The sequence below is a fragment of the Alteromonas sp. M12 genome (genome assembly GCF_037478005.1).
GTDB classification, from domain to species: domain Bacteria; phylum Pseudomonadota; class Gammaproteobacteria; order Enterobacterales; family Alteromonadaceae; genus Aliiglaciecola; species Aliiglaciecola lipolytica_A.
In genome coordinates this window covers 1,059,925-1,079,994 of the sequence record NZ_CP144164.1, presented here as the reverse complement: position 1 = coordinate 1,079,994, position 20,070 = coordinate 1,059,925, and the positions used below count along the sequence as shown (strand labels likewise).

At 40.1% G+C, this 20,070-nt stretch carries 16 protein-coding genes; 3 read left to right on the top strand and 13 right to left on the bottom strand.

What is annotated here, in order from left to right; translation table 11 throughout:
- Positions 1-60: 60 nt before the first annotated feature.
- The 13 genes from prsR to VUI23_RS04510 form a co-directional block, all read right to left on the bottom strand.
- Positions 61-1,422: a PEP-CTERM-box response regulator transcription factor gene (prsR, locus tag VUI23_RS04570; RefSeq protein ID WP_216046842.1), complete on the bottom strand. Its 1,362-nt coding sequence runs from the start codon at positions 1,420-1,422 to the stop codon at positions 61-63.
- A 27-nt stretch (positions 1,423-1,449) separates the two neighbouring features.
- The gene (gene prsK, locus VUI23_RS04565; protein WP_342807041.1) at positions 1,450-3,474 is read right to left on the bottom strand and encodes an XrtA/PEP-CTERM system histidine kinase PrsK; all 2,025 of its coding nucleotides are present in this window, start codon (positions 3,472-3,474) and stop codon (positions 1,450-1,452) included.
- A 105-nt stretch (positions 3,475-3,579) separates the two neighbouring features.
- Positions 3,580-4,704: a beta-ketoacyl-ACP synthase III gene (locus VUI23_RS04560; protein WP_216046844.1), complete on the bottom strand. Its 1,125-nt coding sequence runs from the start codon at positions 4,702-4,704 to the stop codon at positions 3,580-3,582.
- Between the two features lie 171 nt (positions 4,705-4,875).
- Positions 4,876-5,832 (bottom strand): hypothetical protein, encoded by a 957-nt coding sequence (locus tag VUI23_RS04555; protein WP_342807040.1) that lies wholly within the window; start codon positions 5,830-5,832, stop codon positions 4,876-4,878.
- Positions 5,833-5,878: 46 nt separating this feature from the next.
- Positions 5,879-6,511, bottom strand: a complete 633-nt coding sequence (locus VUI23_RS04550) for a hypothetical protein (RefSeq protein WP_216046846.1) — start codon at positions 6,509-6,511, stop codon at positions 5,879-5,881.
- Entirely contained in the window at positions 6,504-7,046 is a 543-nt protein-coding gene (locus VUI23_RS04545) for a sigma-70 family RNA polymerase sigma factor (RefSeq protein WP_216046847.1), read from the bottom strand. The genes VUI23_RS04550 and VUI23_RS04545 overlap by 8 nt, the downstream gene beginning before the upstream one ends.
- Positions 7,047-7,117: 71 nt before the next feature.
- Positions 7,118-8,029: a hydrogen peroxide-inducible genes activator gene (locus tag VUI23_RS04540; RefSeq protein ID WP_216046848.1), complete on the bottom strand. Its 912-nt coding sequence runs from the start codon at positions 8,027-8,029 to the stop codon at positions 7,118-7,120.
- Positions 8,030-8,158: 129 nt separating this feature from the next.
- Positions 8,159-9,427, bottom strand: coding sequence for an inorganic phosphate transporter (locus VUI23_RS04535; RefSeq protein ID WP_216046849.1), 1,269 nt, complete (start codon positions 9,425-9,427; stop codon positions 8,159-8,161).
- A gap of 13 nt (positions 9,428-9,440) precedes the next feature.
- Entirely contained in the window at positions 9,441-10,118 is a 678-nt protein-coding gene (locus tag VUI23_RS04530) for a TIGR00153 family protein (protein WP_216046850.1), read from the bottom strand.
- Positions 10,119-10,312: 194 nt separating this feature from the next.
- The gene (phoU, locus tag VUI23_RS04525; RefSeq protein ID WP_216046851.1) at positions 10,313-10,990 is read right to left on the bottom strand and encodes a phosphate signaling complex protein PhoU; all 678 of its coding nucleotides are present in this window, start codon (positions 10,988-10,990) and stop codon (positions 10,313-10,315) included.
- Between the two features lie 13 nt (positions 10,991-11,003).
- Positions 11,004-11,810 (bottom strand): phosphate ABC transporter ATP-binding protein PstB, encoded by an 807-nt coding sequence (gene pstB, locus VUI23_RS04520; RefSeq protein WP_342807038.1) that lies wholly within the window; start codon positions 11,808-11,810, stop codon positions 11,004-11,006.
- 13 nt (positions 11,811-11,823) lie between these two features.
- Positions 11,824-13,383 (bottom strand): phosphate ABC transporter permease PstA, encoded by a 1,560-nt coding sequence (gene pstA / locus VUI23_RS04515; protein WP_216046853.1) that lies wholly within the window; start codon positions 13,381-13,383, stop codon positions 11,824-11,826.
- A complete protein-coding gene (locus VUI23_RS04510; protein ID WP_342807036.1) occupies positions 13,376-15,538 on the bottom strand; it encodes an ABC transporter permease subunit in 2,163 nt (720 codons plus the stop codon). The genes pstA and VUI23_RS04510 overlap by 8 nt, the downstream gene beginning before the upstream one ends.
- 247 nt (positions 15,539-15,785) lie before the next feature.
- Here VUI23_RS04510 and VUI23_RS04505 point away from each other — a divergent pair, with 247 nt between their 5' ends.
- The 3 genes from VUI23_RS04505 (at position 15,786) to ppx (ending at position 20,021) form a co-directional block, all read left to right on the top strand.
- A complete protein-coding gene (locus VUI23_RS04505) occupies positions 15,786-16,289 on the top strand; it encodes an ACT domain-containing protein (RefSeq protein ID WP_216046855.1) in 504 nt (167 codons plus the stop codon).
- Positions 16,290-16,385: 96 nt separating this feature from the next.
- Positions 16,386-18,449 (top strand): polyphosphate kinase 1, encoded by a 2,064-nt coding sequence (gene ppk1 / locus VUI23_RS04500; RefSeq protein ID WP_342807034.1) that lies wholly within the window; start codon positions 16,386-16,388, stop codon positions 18,447-18,449.
- Between the two features lie 45 nt (positions 18,450-18,494).
- Positions 18,495-20,021 carry an exopolyphosphatase gene (gene ppx / locus VUI23_RS04495; RefSeq protein ID WP_342807032.1) on the top strand — a complete coding sequence of 509 codons (1,527 nt, stop codon included), beginning with the start codon at positions 18,495-18,497 and terminating at the stop codon, positions 20,019-20,021.
- The last annotated feature ends 49 nt before the right edge of the window (positions 20,022-20,070 follow it).

The following is a 20,070-nucleotide window of genomic DNA, read 5'->3' as shown; positions in this document are numbered from 1 at the left end:
AAAAAATCCCTCAGAATTTACATCCTGAGGGATTTTTTAATTCACAGCCAATTAAACCTATTATGCACCGGTCTTTATATCATCCAAATGGTACTTATCAATTAATGAGTATAATGTTGGTCGTGTCACACCTAGCAATTCAGCAGTTCTCGACATATTTTTCTCAGACTGGTGATAAGCTCGACGTATTGCCCGACTCTCGGCTAATTCTCTGACTTCTCGCAGATTAAGACTATCAACGGCATCGTCACCATCTTCACGCACAACTAACCCAAGATCATCGGCTTGAATGGTACTGCCTTCGGCCAAAATAACTGCTGATTTTAGTTTATTTTGTAATTCCCGAATATTACCGTTCCACTTGTGTTGTAGCATCGCTTTCACGGCACCATCGCTGAGACCTTTAACCTTTGTTCCAAATTCTTCGTTGTATTGGTTCAAGAAGGTCTTAGCTAATAAAATAACGTCATTCTCACGCTCTCTTAGCGGCGGAATGCTGATAATAATTTCGCCAACACGGTAGAACAGATCTTCACGGAACGTCTGTTCAGCGACCATGTCTTGCAAATTTCTGTGGGTTGCACAGATAACTCGAATATCCACAGGGATTTCACTTCGGCCACCTACTCGCTCAATCACTCGTTCTTGTAAGAAGCGCAGCATTTTGGCTTGTAAACCTAACGGCATGTCACCAATTTCATCTAAAAATACGGTTCCACCTTGGGCGGTTTCAATTTTTCCTAAAGTGGTTTTATTCGCGCCAGTAAATGCGCCTTTTTCGTAACCAAAAAGTTCACTTTCTAACAGGTTTTCAGGTATGGATGCACAGTTAATCGCGACAAAAGGATTGTCTTTACGCAGACTGTGGTCGTGAATACTGCGGGCAAACACCTCTTTACCAGTACCACTTTCCCCTAACAACAAGGTGCTAATATCAGTCTGAGCAATTTTTTCAGCTTTACGACTAACCATCTGAATACATTCACTATTACCAATAATTTTGCTCATTGATGGTGAAGTTTTGGCTAGTTGTCGATTTTCAAGTTCGAGGTTATATAGGTTGGCTGCGCGATTAATCAAAATCTGAATCGTGTCAGAATCTATGGGCTTTTGATAAAAATCGTAGGCACCTAAGGCAACGGCTTTAAGCGCATTTTCTTTATCATTGTTACCCGTTACCACAATAACTTTTGTTTGTGGTGATAAAGCCAAAATTTCCTCTAATGCAGCCAGTCCCTCAGAAGCATTAGCAGGGTCAGGAGGTAAACCTAAATCTAGTGTAACAACTTTAGGTTCATATCGACGTAATTGGTTGATCGCAGACTGACGATCTTCTGCGAAAACAACTTCGTAATCACTCAAACTCCATTTAAGTTGTTTTTGGATACCTAGATCATCATCAACTACTAATATTCTATCCACTTCTTCCGGGTCCCTCTATAAAGATTATTATTCTGCAGGAAAACTCAGTGTGAACACTGATCCTTTTTGTTCTTCACTTTGGACTTTGATACTGCCGCCCAACCTTTCAACGAAATTTTTGGCATCGTAAGCGCCAATTCCCATTCCGGCGTTACCTTTTGTGGTATCGAATGGTTTAAATAGGCGATTTTCAATAAAATCTTGACTCATCCCTTCACCAGAATCTTTGATGGTAACCACAAGAAAACGTTGGTCAACGCTCATATCAATGCTAATTTCCACTGTTCCATTATCATCAGTAGCTTGTTGTGCATTACTGATGAGGTGATACATAACATTACAGAATTTTTCTTCATCTATCACCAGTTGTTTTTCATCTATTACAATTAAACTAGGATTGGGTAAATTTCCTGCGCATTTTTTAGCGATCACTGAGCGAATACTTTCGGAAACATTACATAGTTTTACACTGCTTCTTTGCGCTTCTTTTTTATCTGTAAGCTGACGTAACATTTTGTCCATACGAGCTTTTGTATGCGTCAGTGTTTCGAAAGTATCGTCAATAAACTCGGGGTTGTCTTTATGTTGCTCCGCATTTGCCAAAATCAAATCTATTTGTGCCAAAACATTCTTTAAATCATGTAGTACAAAAGCTGACATACGATTGAAGGCCGCAAATTGCGCATTTTCCGCGACTTCTTTACCCGCTTCATGATGAAACACATAACTCGATATTTGTGCGGTAACCGCAGTCAGGTAATCCCGTAACTCCCAATTCAGCTTACGCACTGAACGATCACCATTCATAATGGCTAAGCCCCACAACGCTTCCGCTTTATAGATGGGTAGCACAATTTGAAATGAACATTCGTTTAATAATGCATGATTTATTTTTAAACCTTCGTAAATAAAGGGTTGGTAACGCAACTCTTCGATGTCGATGACCCAATCTTTTTGTTGACAGTAAATTGCCAATTCATTGAGTAGCTGACATTCTCGAGAAGTTAGATCTGGATGGTTTATCTGTGCTTTTGGGTTGAGGCTATGCCCTTCTTTTTTTAATAAAACGCCGGAATCATATTCAATTGCTTGAATCCAGCTATTGAGGGCATTTTCATACACTTGGGAAATATTCGATTCATTGGAAGATAACGCATCGGTTAATTTTAACCATTCAATTCGATAGTCAAATTGATTAACAAAAAAGTGTTTTGTGATAAAGACGCGAATTTTAACCCGTAAGCTATTTGACAGAAACAATGTCATCAACAGTGCCGTAGACAAAACGATGAGCAATATCTGTATTGTTCCTCCCCACTCTCCGCCTACGTATTTCACGAAATAGCCTAACATCGCCATGATAAACAGATAAATACCTGCAACCATCAGTAACGAGCTGTGTAACACTATATCTCGGGAAATGAATATATCCACTCCCCAATGTTTGATACGACGAATCGCCAACACTAAAAATGGCAATAATCCGGTATATACATACCCTCTAGCAGCAATATAGTGGACTTCAAGACCACCAACCATAGTGGCATTGGCGAAGGTAACAAATTCAAATAAGTTAGTAGCGCCCAGGTATAACACTAATGGTTTGTAAGCCCACTTATTTTCCCCTGCTTGCCTGTAGAGCAGTTCTAAAATGACCAAAACTTCTAAGGATATTATGGTTTGTGCGAGAAAACGCCAACTAACGTCGATGCTGAAAAAATAAGGTAATAATATCGAAGCCACAGGTACAGATAACATCACAATCGAAAAAGGACGCACTAATACGTCCTTTAAATTGCGAAAGTCATCTTTAATGCAAGCCAGCAAAAACACCAGCCAGATACTTTGTTTAGCTGCATCCCATAGAAACAGGTTTTCAATTTCTACAGGACCAAATAAAAAGTTAATGTGAAGCAAACACCAGACAGCAGTCCCTGCAGTGGCCAAAATCAATAAGTACTTGACTAGTCCAGCCTTTCTAACCGTGAACAGCAATAATAGCAATAGGCTGTAACTGACTACACCTAACCCAAACCCAAGATCGGCTACCATGATTTATTGACTTCCTTGAACGAAACTAACTTTTGTATGCACCCTGTAGCACTTCAATTATCGGTAAAGACTTAACTCTACGTGTTGTAATTCATAGCTTCAATTTTACTTCTTTTTCAACACCAAGCTACCAATAGAATACCCAGCACCAAAGGAACAAATCAAACCAAAATCTCCCGATTGTAAATCTTGATGATGTAAATGAAACGCTATGATGGAGCCCGCCGAAGCAGTATTTGCATAACGGTCTAAAACAATAGGTGCTTCGTCACCTTCCGCCACTCGACCAAGTAATTTTTTGGTAATTAAAGTATTCATATTAATATTCGCTTGATGCAACCACCAGCGCTTAACATCAGCTGAAGTCAAACTGTGCTTTGCCAAATGATCGACAATATGAGCAGCAGCCATAGGACAGACTTCTTTGAAAACTTTACGTCCTTCTTGATGAAATAACTTATCAGGCCCATATGGTTCGGTATCAAATACTCGACTCAAGTAGCCAAAGTTAGAACGAATATTGTTGGAAAAATCAGTGACCGCTTTGGTACTGAGAATCTCAAATTGGTGTTCACTGGTTGCAGTATCTTGATGTTCGATAACCATCGCCGTAGCCACGTCGCCAAAAATAAAATGACTATCGCGATCCTTATAATTAATTTGCGGTGAAACCAATTCAGGATTAATGACTAGTACACATTTAGCCGTTTCAGCGGCAACCATCTCGTAGGCTCTATGCACACCAAATGTAGCTGCTGAACATGCAACCAACATGTCAAATGCAAAACCTTTAATTCCCAACGCACCTTGAACTTCAATCGCTATTGCCGGGTATGAGCGTTGCGTGTATGCACAAGAAACAATTACCGCATCAATATCTGCCGCTGTTTTATTCGCCGCTTTTAGCGCCTTTTTCGCTGCATCTAGAGCAACTTCAGCTTGATGAGATATTTCATCATCACTTCGCTCTGGAATATCAGGGCGCATACGGTCGATGTCTAAAATACCGTCTTTGCAGTACACATAACGACTTTTAATACCAGACGCTTTTTCTACAAATTCAGCACTAGATAATGGCTTAGCTTTAACTTCATCAGCCGCTATTGCTTCGGCGTTTTCTTGGTTAAACTTTTCTGCATAAGCATTATAGCTATCAACCAATTCACTGTTAGAAATACTATTTGGTGGTGTCCATAATCCCGAACCACTGATCACAATCTGTTTAGTCATGTATTAAAATCCAATCACTTGTCACTGCAAAAATTAAACTGCCTAAGCTTAGCGTTTTCACAGTCAAAAGTCATGGAACATGCAAAAGCAATTTAATTGTATTGCTAAGTTAACTAAAAATACCGTGGGGTGCACGGTATTTTCAAAGGGTTAATATTGTTTAATAGCAGATTAGAACAGATAGGCATCAGCATTAGATAGTAACTGCTTAGGCGTTATTTTATCTTTTACACAAGATTGAATATCTTTGTTTTTAAACACATAGATACGGTCTTCAGATCCGCCCTTCTCAGCTGAACCCAAATTCGACAAAACGAAAGTTACGTTTTCATCGCTTGGCAATGCCTTAAAGCCGTTTCCATATTTACACAAAGTAGAGGTGACATTATCTTCAAACCGGGTTAAAAATGCCGAGTATTGCTGCTTCCTTTGCATAAGTCGTTGTTCAGCTTGTTGTTTTTGATCTGCTTCCAATTGTTCGGCATATTTGTCAACACTGGATTGACGTTTTTTCAACTCAGCTAACTCAGCATCTAACTCTGCTTTTTGCTCTTGTAAATTGGCCTTGCGCTGGCTATCAGCAGTGCGCATTTCAAACTCTATATCCCGCAAGCGACGCTTATATTCGCGCTGCTCCCAAGCTATTTCACGCTCTTGTTGATTTAATTCCCGTAGTTTTTCTCTTGCTTTATTCATCGCCCCGCTTGCCAATCGTAAAGACTCTTCAACTTCTTCACTCCAGTGTTCATCATCAAATTCGATGAATACCTCATGCTCTTCGTCTCCAACAACAGGCAATGGAGGAATAGGCGGTAGTTCTGGAGCTAGTACAAACTCATTGTTGGTATCAAAAGAAAATGAAAAGTGTCTATTTTGAGCACTGCTGTTTAATTCAAATACCACCCCTTGAGCCGATAAATATGTAACTTCCAATCCCCGTAAGCGAATACCGTTTTTGTTTTCCCCTTGCGCCATGGCAGTTTTCATAATACCACTCATTATCTGCAGTTCACTGCGCAATTCTGACAGGTTGGTTTTTGCCCAAACTGCACTTGAAGCGAGTCCAAACATCACTGCTACTGTGGTAGTTGCCAATGATAATTTCTTAAATTTTTGATAGGTTTTCATTTTTACCTCTTTATTCTTGCAAATTAGATACACAATATTTCTGGTTCTAAGGATTACCACTTGGACTGTCGTAAATCGCTTTTTCGAGCTGATTTAACTGCCGAGCGTAAAACAATTGGTCGTCGTTTCGCTGTTCATTGATGAACTTTATGAGTTCTCCGAAATCCTCTTTACGTTCTTGCCTACTAGAGGCTAGTAAGTACTGAGTCAATTGGGTGCTTGCATCTAATTGCTGTTCACGTAACGACATAACATAACTATTTAAAGCTTCATTTTGTTGTACTTTAAATTCATTTAATTGTTGGGCGACTTTTTGCTCGATACTCTGGTTAGAATCAGCAAACCCGAATGTCACCTTGCCATTTTCGACACTTGCTTCAAAACCACTAAAAACCAAAACAATAGCAACAATCGAAAGCGCGCTCGAAAATACCGGTAAACCTTGCCATTGCCACCATTTAGGTGGTTGCTGATAGTCAAAACTATTCGCCTTGTTCCACTTAGGCACTATTTCTGAGCGATAATCTTGCGCTAGCAAGGAAGCTTGGTTTGCCATTTCAACCTGCTCAGAAAATCGCTCATTTTCAGTGCACAATTTCTCAAACTGTTTTTGTTGTTGCGGGCTCAACTCCCCTTGCATCCAAGCTGCGAGTAACTCAGATTCATTTAAATCAGGCATATTCAACCTCCAATAAAATTTTTAACTTAGATAGCGCACTGTACATTCGGGATTTCGCGGTATTGGCTGAAATACCCAGTTGTTCAGCTATTTCTTCAAATGTAAATTGTCCGAAAAATTTCAGTTCAATAACGGCTTTTTGAGATAGCGGTAACTGTTGCATTGCACTAACCAGTTGATTAGCATCTTGTGAAGAAACCATTGACGCTTCCAGGCATGGCTCAGCGCTTTCTATCTCAGGACTATCATCAAGGGCTTGATTTGGTTTTTTGCGCCGATAAAACTCAATGCATCTATAGTGAGCAATTTTAAAAAGCCAGCCCCTAAAGCTGCCATCTCCGCGGTAATTACTTAAATTACGGAAGACTGAAATAAACACTTCTTGCATCAGATCTAAGGCATCTTCGCGAGTGCCTGTCATCCGAATACCATAGTTATACACTTGAGTTTCATAGCGTTTTATCAGATTCAGCCAAGCTCGTTTGTTACCATTCAACGCTTTGGCTATTAACTGTTCTTCGCTTTTTTCAAACACTTAGATGGTTCCATTAGTCTGCTTGTGAATATAGTCGAGACCAGGTTTCAAATAGTTTGAAACTTGTAAAATTATTTTTTCAATGTAGGAATGGGCATCAATGGTGACAGAAGTTCTGCTAATAATCGGAATAACCGCACTCGGGTGGTCCCCGAACGCCAGACTAAACCAATCTCTCGATAAGCATTATCTTCAGCAGGCATAGATACTAATTGCGAGGTACTCAATATATGATGTTCAATAGCGAGCTCAGGCATAAATGTAAAGCCAAGTTTGCTATTCGCCAGTTCAACTAGAGTATGCAAGCTCGATGCAGCCAGTGAACTAACTTGCTCGGAGTGCTGAAGTCGACAAGCGCTAACTGCATGGCCTGTCATGCAATGCTCTCGCTGTAGCAAGAATACGCTCTCTTTTGGCAGTGCAGACATATCCATTGGCTCAGGTAGGGAACTAACTAAGTCGCTATGGGCAATTAAATGGAAGGGATCATGGCCAATCACCAATTGTTTGCAACCTGGGGTTTCCATAGGTAAAGCTAAAATCAGAAGATCTAAAATACCATCATTTAATTGTCGTAAAAGGTTTTCCGTGGTGTCTTCTTGCAGTTTTAACTGCAACTCAGGGAAGTTCGATTTGACCACTCCCAACACGCCTTCAAAGATAAAAGGAGCGATAGTAGGAATGACGCCTAGCTTTAAATTACCCGCCAACCAATTTCCCGCAGACTGCGCAAAATCGACCAATTCAGTCGCATCGTTTAACAATTTTTTACTGCGTTCAACTAACTCCAGTCCAAACGGCGTAAAAACAAAGGTTTTATGATCCCGCTCCAAGAGTTGACAAGCAAATTGTTCTTCGAGATTTTGAATCGCGGTACTGAGGGTAGATTGACTCACACAACATAGCTGAGCAGCTTTATTAAAATGCTGTACTTCATGGAGAACAACGAGGTAATGCAGATGCTTTAAATTAGGCCATTTCATTATTTATCTTCTAAAAAACTGATTACATAAGCTAGTTTAAATCAGATTTTTAAATATTCAAATCAAATAAAAACGGCACCAAAAGGTGCCGCTTTGAGAAAAAATAAAAATCGCTTTTGGGAATTTAGATTAAGGTGCAAAAATACCTTTAAGCATAAAGAAGAAAACAATAGATAATGCTGCGCCAGCTGGCAAGGTGACAACCCAAGAGATAACAATATTACGTACTACACCTAGATTTAATGCCGCGATACCACGGGCCATACCTACTCCTAACACAGCTCCCACGAGAGTTTGTGTTGTAGATATTGGCAACCCAGTACCAGAAGCAATCACCACTGTAGAAGCGGCAGCGAGTTCTGCGGCAAAACCCCGACTTGGTGTCAAATGGGTAATACCGTTACCAATAGTTCGAATAACGCGATGACCGAATAACGCTAGGCCAGAAACAATACCCAAAGCACCAAGTGGCAATATCCACCAATCCAAAGTTGCTTTTGCGGTAATTTCACCATGATTATTGACCACGGACACCACTGCAGCCAATGGCCCAATCGCATTCGCCACATCATTTGAACCGTGAGCAAACGCCATACAACAAGCGGTAACAATCATTAAAATAGCAAAGACTTTCTCAACGTTAGCAAAATGCATCGATCTGTCTAGACTCTCGTCAAATTTGATTCGATTTATATATAAACGTCCGACAATTGAAACAAGTATCGCGATAATGACTGAAAACACACAAGCTTCAACATACGTAAAGTGTAACCCTACGTGCTTCAAACCTTTAGTGATGGTCACCAAAGACATCACAAAGCCAGCGAACGCCATGTAAAAAGGCACATAACGTTTGGCATTTCTAAACGGATTATCAGTATCGAAGATGAGACGTTGAGCGCTCATAAAGATGAGAAACGCAATAAAGCCTGAAATTGCGGGTGTCACAACCCAACTACCAACAATGCCACCAACTTTGGCCCACTCGACGGCTTCAGAGCCTATGCCTACGGCGGCGAATCCAACAATGGCACCAATAATGGAGTGAGTGGTGGAAACTGGCCACCCCAAATAGGAAGCAACAGCTAGCCATATACCAGCTGAGAACAACGCGGCTATCATTCCGAACACGAGTAGCTCGGGAGTATCAATAAAATAGGCTGTATCTATAATGCCTTTTCTTATTGTTGAGGTAACCTCGCCACCAGCCAGATAAGCACCGGCAAATTCAAACACCATTGCAATAAATACAGCTTGTTTAATGGTTAACGCTTTAGACCCAACGGATGTACCCATCGCATTAGCCACATCATTAGCGCCAACCCCCCAAGCCATTAAAAACCCAACAACAGCTGCAACAACAATCAGGATAAACCCGTAGTCATTAATAATTTCCATAGAGGTACGCCTTTTATCCCGCTAACATCAATTCAAGTCGAGCACCTATTCGCTCTGCCGTGTCGGCTAAACCGCCGACTAATTCAATGATGTTGTATAAAAACATAACATCTACAGGATTCATTCCAGATTCCATTTTCATTAAGGAGCTGCGCATAATTATTTGCAGGCTATCTGTTTCATCTTCTATTTCATCAAGTTGAGCTATCATTCTTTCAACTAGATCAACTTCTCTGCCTTTAAAACCAGCTTCTAACAATTCATCCAATTCATTGATGACGTTTTTAGCTTGGGTTGAGGCATCAAGACACCTAAGCAAATAGGTATTGAATGACTCCTGCAATGATTCGGGAATCTGTAACTGACGACCAATAATACGACCAGAAATATCTTTCGCTTTGTTGGCCAACTTATCTTGCTGTGTAATCAGGGCAAGTATGTCTTGACGTTGAATAGGCATAAACAAACCTGTTGGTAAGTTAGTCCTTAATTCACGTTTAACCTTATCTGCCTGTTTTTCCAGTTGAGATATTTGTTGTTGTACAGCCTCTGCACTAATCCAATCACATTGGTAAACATGTTGGAAAAATACAGCAAGTAATTGAGTACACTGATCGACCAGATCAATATGATCTTCAATCGGCTTCAGCGGTGATTTTGCAAATACACCAAGAAATGAATTTGTTGACATTATATATCTCTAAAATAATCGATTAGCCAATCCAGAAGCCTGAATCATACGCGAAAGACTAGCCTGTTTATATGACATTTTTATGACACACCTGAAACCCTTTAAACAAAAGGGGTCTAGCGAAAAATCATAAAACCCAAAGTGCTTTAAAAAAGCACAAATTAGAATAAAAAATCAGCCTAACAAATGCTGGGTTAAATTTCACGGTTGTCAGAACCGTTAACTAAAAATATGACGTACTCACAAACATTCTTACATCGGTCACCAATACGTTCGAATGAGCGTAATGCCCAGAGTACTTCTAACCAATTTTCTAACTCATCAGAATGCTGCTGCATCTCTAAAATAGTAATACTCAACAAATCCTTATATTGAGCATCGATTGATTCATCATTTTGATAGGTTTTCTCAGCCGCCTCTAAATCAAGTCTAGCAAATGCATCTAAAGTATCTTTGAGCATCTCCAAAACATGTTCACCTATTACCAACATACTAGACTTAAGGGAATCGGAATCTGGAACATTGGAATGAGAAATGAGTTTTGCTACCCGTTCTATTTCATCTCCCATGCGCTCGATATCGGCTGTCGCTTTGGCGATTGTCATGATTAAACGAAGATCACTAGCAGTTGGATGACGTCGAGCAATGATCCGCATGCACTCTTCATCAATCTGAATCTCCATGGAATTAATTTCTTTATCATTAATTACCACTTTTTCAGCTAAACCCGCATTATTGGTTTTCAATGCCTGCAAGGTATCGTTGAGCTGCTGCTCTAACAAGCCTCCCATGGTCAACACTGAATTTTTGAGATCTTCTAATTCTTTGTTAAAACCGACGGAGATGTGGGTGTTGATTTCAATGTAAGCCATAGATTTTCTGTTCCTACCCGTACCGTCCAGTTATATACGCTTCGGTCTGCTTTTGTTTAGGCATTGTAAACACACTATCACTATCAGAATATTCTATAAGCTTACCTTGATGAATAAAGGCAGTGTAATCTGATACACGAGCAGCTTGCTGCATATTATGAGTAACTATGATGACAGTGTGCTGCTTTTTCAGTTGATTCAGCAGTTCTTCGATATGCAACGTAGCCAAAGGGTCTAATGCTGATGTAGGTTCGTCAAGCAATAGTATCTCTGGTTTTAGCGCCAAAGCGCGAGCAATTACCATCCGTTGTTGCTGGCCCCCTGATAGGGTTAACGCTGAATCGAATAAACGGTCTCTGACTTCTTTCCAAAGTCCGGTTTCACGTAACGCCTGCTCTACCGCATCATCAAGCTTTCGTCTCTCATGGACACCTTGTAATTTCAATCCATAAGACACGTTCTCGAAAACTGACATGGGGAATGGATTAGGTTTTTGAAAAACCATCCCCACACGAGTGCGTAAAGTCGCTACGTTTTGTTTACGATGATAGATATCACTAGCAGAAATAATCACCTGCCCTGTAACTTCACATCCATGAATTAAATCATTCATGCGATTAAAGCAGCTAATTAAACTGGATTTACCGCAACCACTTTGACCGATCAATGCCGTAACCTGATTTTTAGGGATCTGCATATTGATGTCTTCAAGTACTTTTTTCTCACCGAAGCGCAAATTAAGCTGTTTCACTTCAACCGCAATTTGCTCTGGTTTTAAATTATTGACATCTAATTTGTCATGTTCAAACAGTTTTAACATGAATTCTCATACCCTAATTTTGTGCATATTGTTTGCGAAGTCGATTACGGATAAAAATGGCGATTAAGTTTAAGCTCAACACAATCAACAGCAGCAACAGACAACAAGCAAAGATAAATGAAGAGCCATTACCAATATTTTGACTATGGAATGCACCATCATAAATTAGTACACCAAGATGCATAAACTGACGCTGTAAATGAACAAATGGGAATTCACCGTCTACAGGCAACGCTGGCGCAAATTTCACTGCCCCCACTAACATTAAAGGCGCAACTTCCCCTGCTCCCCTAGCAATAGCTAATATTACACCTGTCATAATACCTGGGCTAGCAATGGGTAAAATCATTTTAAAGATAGTTTCGGCTTGTGTAGCTCCTAGCGCGTAACTACCATCGCGGAGAGATTGGGGTACTCGTCGCAAGCCTTCTTCTGTCGCGACAATGACAACCGGCAGGGTCAAAATTGCCATGGTTAATGAAGCCCAAAAAATACCGGGCGCACCAAATGTGGCAGCAGGAAGATCATCGGAGAATAGAACTTCATCAATACTTGCTCCTACCACATACACAAAAAAGCCAAGTCCAAAAACACCGTATACAACCGAAGGAACACCAGCCAAGTTATTCACCGAAATTCGAATTAATGCAGTCATCTTGTTTTGCGGAGCATATTCATACAAATAAACCGCTGCCAATACGCCAAATGGGGTGACTAAAATGGTCATTAATAACACCATCACAATAGTCCCAAACAACGCAGGAAAAACCCCTCCCGAGGTGTTGTTTAATTTCGGTGAGTCGCTAATAAATGACGCAAAAGAAGATATTGCAGAGATGAGTTTGTCACCCAGATTCATTGAATTTGGAAAGCTAACATTACTAATTTCTTGCATATTTATGGGATAGGTTGTGCCATTTGCAAATGCAACCGTCAATACAAAGCCTTGCAGAGTTTGTTCGACATCCGCCAGCACATCCTGTAACTCATAAAAACGTTTTGACAGTTTAACCCGAGCTGGTGCATCTGCTTTAACCCCTCTGCGATCCAAACTAGCAAGTGCACGGTGAATTTCAGCAAGCTCTCCTTTACGAATAAACTCAGTGGAGGCTACTAGCTGGTTAATTCGGCCTTGAATTAATTCAAACTCTTGCATACCTAATGTATTGCCATCGGAGTCCCGTATTGACTCGACTTTAGCGATTACCATCCCGCCATTTTTCAATTCAATAACAGCTAGATCAGGAATCGTTTCAGAGCTGATTAAACTGGATTTTCTGAGTGTTATCTGACCACTAAAGAGTTGTTCTGCCGATGAAAAGCGGTAATGTAAGATTTCTTCACCGACACGCATGGTTTTTGCGTCTAGCTTCACAAAGTGGCTCTGATAAGTGCCGTCTTGTTCCTGATACACAATAGCCTGGATACTTTGCGGCCAAAAAAAGGTGCCACCACGAACGAAAATAAATAACGAAAGAGCAATCAATACCAACACTAAAAAACCCGCCACTGCTGCGGTCAAACTGGTCGCCATGGATTGCTTTTGTTCGAGATTAAACTTCCAATTAGCCATGTTGATAGTTTTTCCTTAGCCACTGACGTAGTAACTCAGCAAAAGTATTTAGCACAAACGTAAACAAAAATAGCACAAGCCCCGTTAAGAACAGGATTTGATAATGGCTACTACCAACTTCTGCTTCCGGCATTTCTATGGCTAAGTTAGCAGTTAGCGTGCGTAAGCCTGACAATAAATTCCAATCCGCCACTGGTGTATTGCCGGTCACCATTAGCACAATCATTGTTTCCCCAAAAGCTCTGCCTAGCCCTAAGGCAATGGCACTTAAAATACCTGGATAGGCTAAAATCAACACCACTTTTCGCAGCGTTTGCAAACGAGTTGCGCCCAGTGCCGAAGAAGCTTGCTTTAGGGTATTTGGCACTTCATAAATTGCATCTTCAGCCAGAGAATAAATACTCGGTACAATAGCTATTCCTAGCGCCAAGGCTACTACAAGGGTATTTTTATTAATGTTTTCCAGTGTATCTATGGGCAACAACCAGTGTCCTTGAAGATTGGCGCTTGCCAATGACATAACATCGGTAATGGAATACACAAAAATGCCCAAGCCAATCAATAAAATGCTTGCAAGGGGTAATTCCCATCCCTGTTTAAAACGTTGGGGTAAGCGTTGCACCAAAGGATGATGTAAAAGCGCAAACAAAAATAAAACCAGAGGCAGCAGCAAGACAAATAATAATAATGACAAGATAAATTGCTCGGCTAACGGAGCTAACCAAATAGCCGCAATGAAACCTAACACCACAGAGGGTATTGCTTCGAGCACTTCGATGCTTGGTTTAATCCAATTGCGCAATCGCTCTGGCGCGAAAAATCCAGTATAAATTGCAGCGCACACAGCTAGCGGAACCGCAATTAAAAGCGCTAAAAAGGACGCTTTTAAACTACCTATAACCAGAGGAACTAAACTAAATTTGGTTTCGTGATAATCAGCAGCTGACGTAGTTTGCCAAACGTAATCTGCTTGCGGGTAACCTTCATAACTATTTTTTCCCCACAAAGATTGAATCGTGTTCACAGCGGAGATCGAGTTCACCTCGAAAACATTCAAAGTGTTATTCGTGACTGTGTATAAAAGGTTCTGGCTCAATAATATTTGATTACTTATATGCTCAGTGAAACTGTCGCTTACTTGCTCTCCGGTGACATAATTAATGATCTTAAGCTGATTTTTTTGGTCAGTTATAAATGCTGCATTTTCAGATTGGTGAATAAGAATATTTTTCGGTTGATACTCGGTAACCATTGAATACATGGGTTGAAAGACTAATTGCCCTTGGGCATTCACGATACTCCATTTTTGCAGCGTTTTATCCTGCAAACCTATGAACAGGGAGCGTTGACTTGGAAAGACATTCAATGTGCTGATGGCTTGATCAAAAGCAATGTGGTTTAACCTGCCAGAGGTGATGTCATGTGTAGTAAGTTTGCTATCAGCAACATAAATAAATTGTCCAATTCTCGGCAGTAGTAACAGATGTTCTGGGTTGTTCACCTCAACAACATCGATTTCATTTTTACTGCGCCGGTCAATGCTATATACCTTCCACATTTGACCTTGTTGCACCGATAGCATGATCGTGTTTGCAGACAGTTGGAAGTCAAACTTATCCGTTTTTATCACAGGTTCGACGTCGGTTACCGCCAGTGTCATTTCTAGCTCAGGAAATAAATGTTTATCAACTTGATTTAGTTTTTCAATGCGCAATATCCCTGAATGACTCAATATTGCCAAGTACAGTTGACCATCATAGGCTTTAACTTTTACTTGGTCGGTGCAAAGCGCAGGGATAATTTTACTTTTTACTAAACTTGAATTGGACTTACCTGCCGATTGAGAGTAAAAATTCACCCGACAATCTTTATCCATGGTAACAAGTGGCACCGAATTGATAACATCGCCAAGATATAAAATTGATTCATTTGGGGTGATAGCAAACTGATATTTTGGTGAAATACTCACATCACGAGCCAAGGGCAAAACTTGGATGACCAATTGCCAGAGTAATAATCCCAGGGTCAGCAAAACTAACCATCCTGATGTTGCAATGGCTGCTGCAACTAGACGGTTTTTTACTTTCCTTAAACGCGCGACTTTCACCGTTTGGGTATTGCTAGACGATGATTCATCAATTGATGACTGACCCACAAAACTAACCCTGATTTTGAAATTGTGCCTAGTGTAATGGATATAGACAAACTGGCAAGTGACAATCTTTTCGGTCACCTCATCTCATATTGATGAATCGGCATATATAATGACGCAAATCAAAACAATGATTAATTTACGAATTATCATATGATTAGGCTATGATACTAATTAGTCAATCAATCTTATCTATCCAGCACGACTCGATAGGTATAACTTTAAAATAGTTAAGTTGAGGGGTGTTTCAATGAAACCAATAATATTAACTTTAATCGGAAAAGATAAACCTGGACTCGTAGAGTCACTTGCGCAAAAAGTTTATTCCTTAGGGGGTAACTGGTTAGCAAGTAACTTTTCCTACATGGCGGGTCATTTCGCTGGGTTTGTCGAAGTTGATATTCCTGTCGAAAACCATGACACCCTAATCGAATTTTTGCAAAAGCATCCCAACTTAACTATCCACTCGGTGAGCGCTGATAACGACTCAAATAACAAATCCGATATCGTAGAAATTGATATTACGGGCAACGACAAACCAGGTATTGTGCAAGAACTCACAACTACCTTGAGTCGTTTTAATATAAACATTATTAAATTTGAATCTAGTTGCCAAAGCGCGCCGAATTGGGGCAGTTTATTGTTTAAAGCCCATGCGGTTGTTGCTATCCCCGAAGGTTTCCAACTTGATGAACTTTCCGACGCACTAGAAGATATTGCCAACGATTTGATTGTCGATGTAGATTTAAGGTAGTTATTTAGGTTGAAATCATCGAATTTAACAAAACTGTCATACAAACAATGGAACATTCCATCCTATTGAAAAAGCTCGGGAAAAATCAGGTAACTAATGTATCCAGAACAAATCTATTATCCAAAAGAACTAAGCTGGCTTTCTTTTAATGAACGTGTATTGCAAGAAGCAGCGGATAAACACAATCCAATCGTTGAAAGAATTCGATTTTTAGGCATTTTTTCCAGCAATATGGATGAGTTTTACCGAGTCAGAGTGGCGGAAGTAAAACGCTTAATTTATATTCACTTAGAAGAAGGTAACGAGCAAGCAGCAGAAAACACCAAGTTGTTGATGGAAAAAATTCAACACAAAGTGGTGGTTCTAACGGATAACTTTGAAAAAGTTTACGATGATGTTATCGCCGGACTGAAGCGCTACAACATCTACATAGTAGACAAAAACCAACTATCCCCGTATCAACAAGAATGGTTAACAAACTATTTTAAAAACAAAATATTACGCCATATTGCACCTATATTACTGCATAAAAAAGTCAACCTTGTCGATCGCCTGAATGACTTTGGCACCTATTTATATGTGGCTATTTATAAAAAAGACCGAGCGACTAAATACGCAACGATTGAGTTGCCCACCGAAGCCATGTCGCGTTTTATTCAAATTCCCCCTGAAAAAAGCCGTAAAAAGAAACACATCATATTAATTGATGACGTTATTCAACTTTGCTTAAGCATTGTGTTTAAAGGCTTTATTGAATTTGATGAAATGGAAGCTTACTCATTTAAAGTGACCAGAGATTCAGAATATTCTATCAATGATGAGATTGATGAAAGTTTCGTAGAAAAAATGTCTGAAAGCATGAAGCAACGTTTGATAGCTGAGCCTGTAAGGGTTATCTATGATGCTGATATGCCAGAAGAAATGTTAAAAAACCTCAAGAAACGTTTAAAAATCAGTTCTTTTGATAGTTTGATAGCGGGCGGTGCCTATCGAAACTTCAAAGACTTTATTGGTTTCCCAAATGTCGGCAGAAGTTATTTAGAAAATCCACCTCTACCAGCAATAAATACGCACTTATTTACTGATTTCGACACGGTATTTGATGCTATTAAACATAAAGATATTTTACTTTATTATCCCTATCATCGATTTTTACATTTTACCGAGTTTGTGCGCCAAGCGGCATTTGACCCCAGCGTCAAACATATCCGTCTGAATATTTATCGCGTAGCGAATAAATCGCGAATCGTCAATTCACTTATCGATGCCGTAGACAATGGTAAAACAGTAACCGTAGTGGTCGAACTGCGTGCGCGTTTTGATGAAGAAGCCAACATTGAATGGTCAAAAACCATGACCGATGCCGGGATCCGAGTTGTGTTAGGTTCTCCTTCATTCAAAATCCATAGTAAATTATGCGTGGTCAGTCGTGAAGAAAAAGGGGAGCTAGTACATTATTCTCATTTCGGTACGGGTAACTTCAATGAAAAAACAGCTAAAATTTATACTGACTTTAGCCTGTTTACCCGTAACCAAGAATTAGCTCAAGAAGCAATTTGGGTATTTGATTTGATTCAATTGCCTTACCGTCGCAATAAATTTCAACATCTGCAAGTATCGCCACTAAATGCGCGCACCAAAATTCAGATTTTAGTGCGCCAAGAAATCCAAAATGCCAATGAAGGCTTACCATCAGGCATCACTTTAAAAGTGAATAACCTAGTTGACCAACAATTAATTGACGATTTATATCGAGCCGGTCAGGCTGGTGTCAAAGTAAGAGCCATAGTCCGTGGCATGTGTTCACTTATACCGAATATTCCCGGAGTAAGTGAAAACATCACTATTATTAGTATTGTAGATCGCTTTTTAGAACACCCAAGAGTGATGTCTTTTACAAATGCGGGAAATCCTAAAGTGTTTATTTCTTCGGCCGATTGGATGAGAAGAAATATGGATAATCGCATTGAAGTGGGTTGTCCTATTTATGATGAAGACTTAAAAAAACGCATTATTCATATTCTGGAACTGCAATTGAAAGACACCATCAAAGCACGAATCATTGATGCGGAACAAACCAATAAATATGTGAAGCGTGGAAATCGTAAAAAACTACGTTCTCAAGTGGAAATTTATCACTATCTAAAATCACTAGAATAATACACTATATCGAGATGTAAGCCGCCTTAAGGAATGATGTCATAAATGTCACAATTCAGTGAAGCCTTCAGTAATATTGAAGCTAGACCCACAACTCAAGTTGCGGCGCTTGATATCGGCTCGAATAGCTTTCATCTAGTGATCGCGCGAATTGTTGCCGGTAGTGTGCAAATCCTGCACCGTGTTAAGCAGAAGGTTCGTTTAGCTGATGGTTTAGATAAACATCATCGCTTATCCGACGAAGCCATGCAAAGAGGCTTAGATACCCTACAAATAATTGCTGAGAGTCTCAAAGGCTTTGAACCTGACACGGTAAGAATTGTGGCTACTTACACGCTGCGTAAAGCCAAAAACGCAAAAGATTTTATTCAAGCGGCTAAGCAAATTTTACCTTACCCTATCGAAGTAATATCCGGTATTGAAGAAGCTCGTTTAATCTACTCAGGGGTCGCCCACACAGTTCAAAATAATGGCCAAAGGCTAGTAGTCGATATTGGTGGAGGTTCAACTGAATTTATCATTGGCGAAGGTTTTGATAGTAAAATAATGCGCAGCTTACAAATGGGCTGTGTGAGTTATACAAAGCGTTTTTTTGCGGAGGGGGCTCTCACGGCTGGCGCCTTTAAAAAGGCGATTACCGCAGCCCAACAAGAACTTGAATTGATAGACGCTAAATACCTAAAACTAGGTTGGCGACACTGTATCGGCACCTCTGGCACCATCAAGGCAATAGTGCTGTTAGCCCAATCATTAGATGATGCTAATCCAGAGGGTTTTGTATCACTGGACAACCTAAAAACGTTGCGCGACAAGTGTATATCCGCAGGCCATATCAAAGACTTAAAGTTAGCCGTCACAGAAGACCGAATTCCAGTCTTAGCTGCTGGTATTTCAATCTTAATTGGAATCTTTAAAAGCCTCAAAATAGATTCAGTAGAATATTCTGCCGCAGCTTTACGGGAAGGTGTGATATACGAAATGGAAGAACACCTGGCGCATCACGATATTCGTGAACGCACAGCACAAAGTCTGGCTACCCGCTATGATGTCGATGTAGACCAAGCAAAACGCGTTCATGTGACGACTCTAGAGGTATATAACCAGTGTAAGAAAGTGTGGAAAATCGGCGGTCAAGAATATCGTAACTTATTGAGTTGGGCGGCGCTGTTACATGAGGTTGGACTGCAAATAAACTCCCGTGGCGTGCAGCGCCACTCAGGATACATTTTGCATAATGTGGACTTGCACGGTTTTAACCAAGAACAACAAATATTACTTTCGATTTTAGCTCGATTTCACCGCAAAAAAATACGTCCTGACGAACTTCCGGAATTTTGGCAATTTGATTCAGAGGCGGTAAAAAAACTGATTATAATTTTACGCTTAGGTGTACTACTTAATATCAAACGGCAAGATGACTTTTTGCCTGAGTTTAAGATTGTAATAGAAGATAAATCATTACAAATCACCTTCCCTGAACAGTGGTTAATGCACAAGCCGATTATCAGTGCAGATTTGGCTAGAGAAGCCGAATACTTAGGTGTTTTAGATTATAAACTGTCTTACGCTTAACCGTTGTTAAACAACAAATAGAGCATTCATTGAGATCCACTGCGAGTTG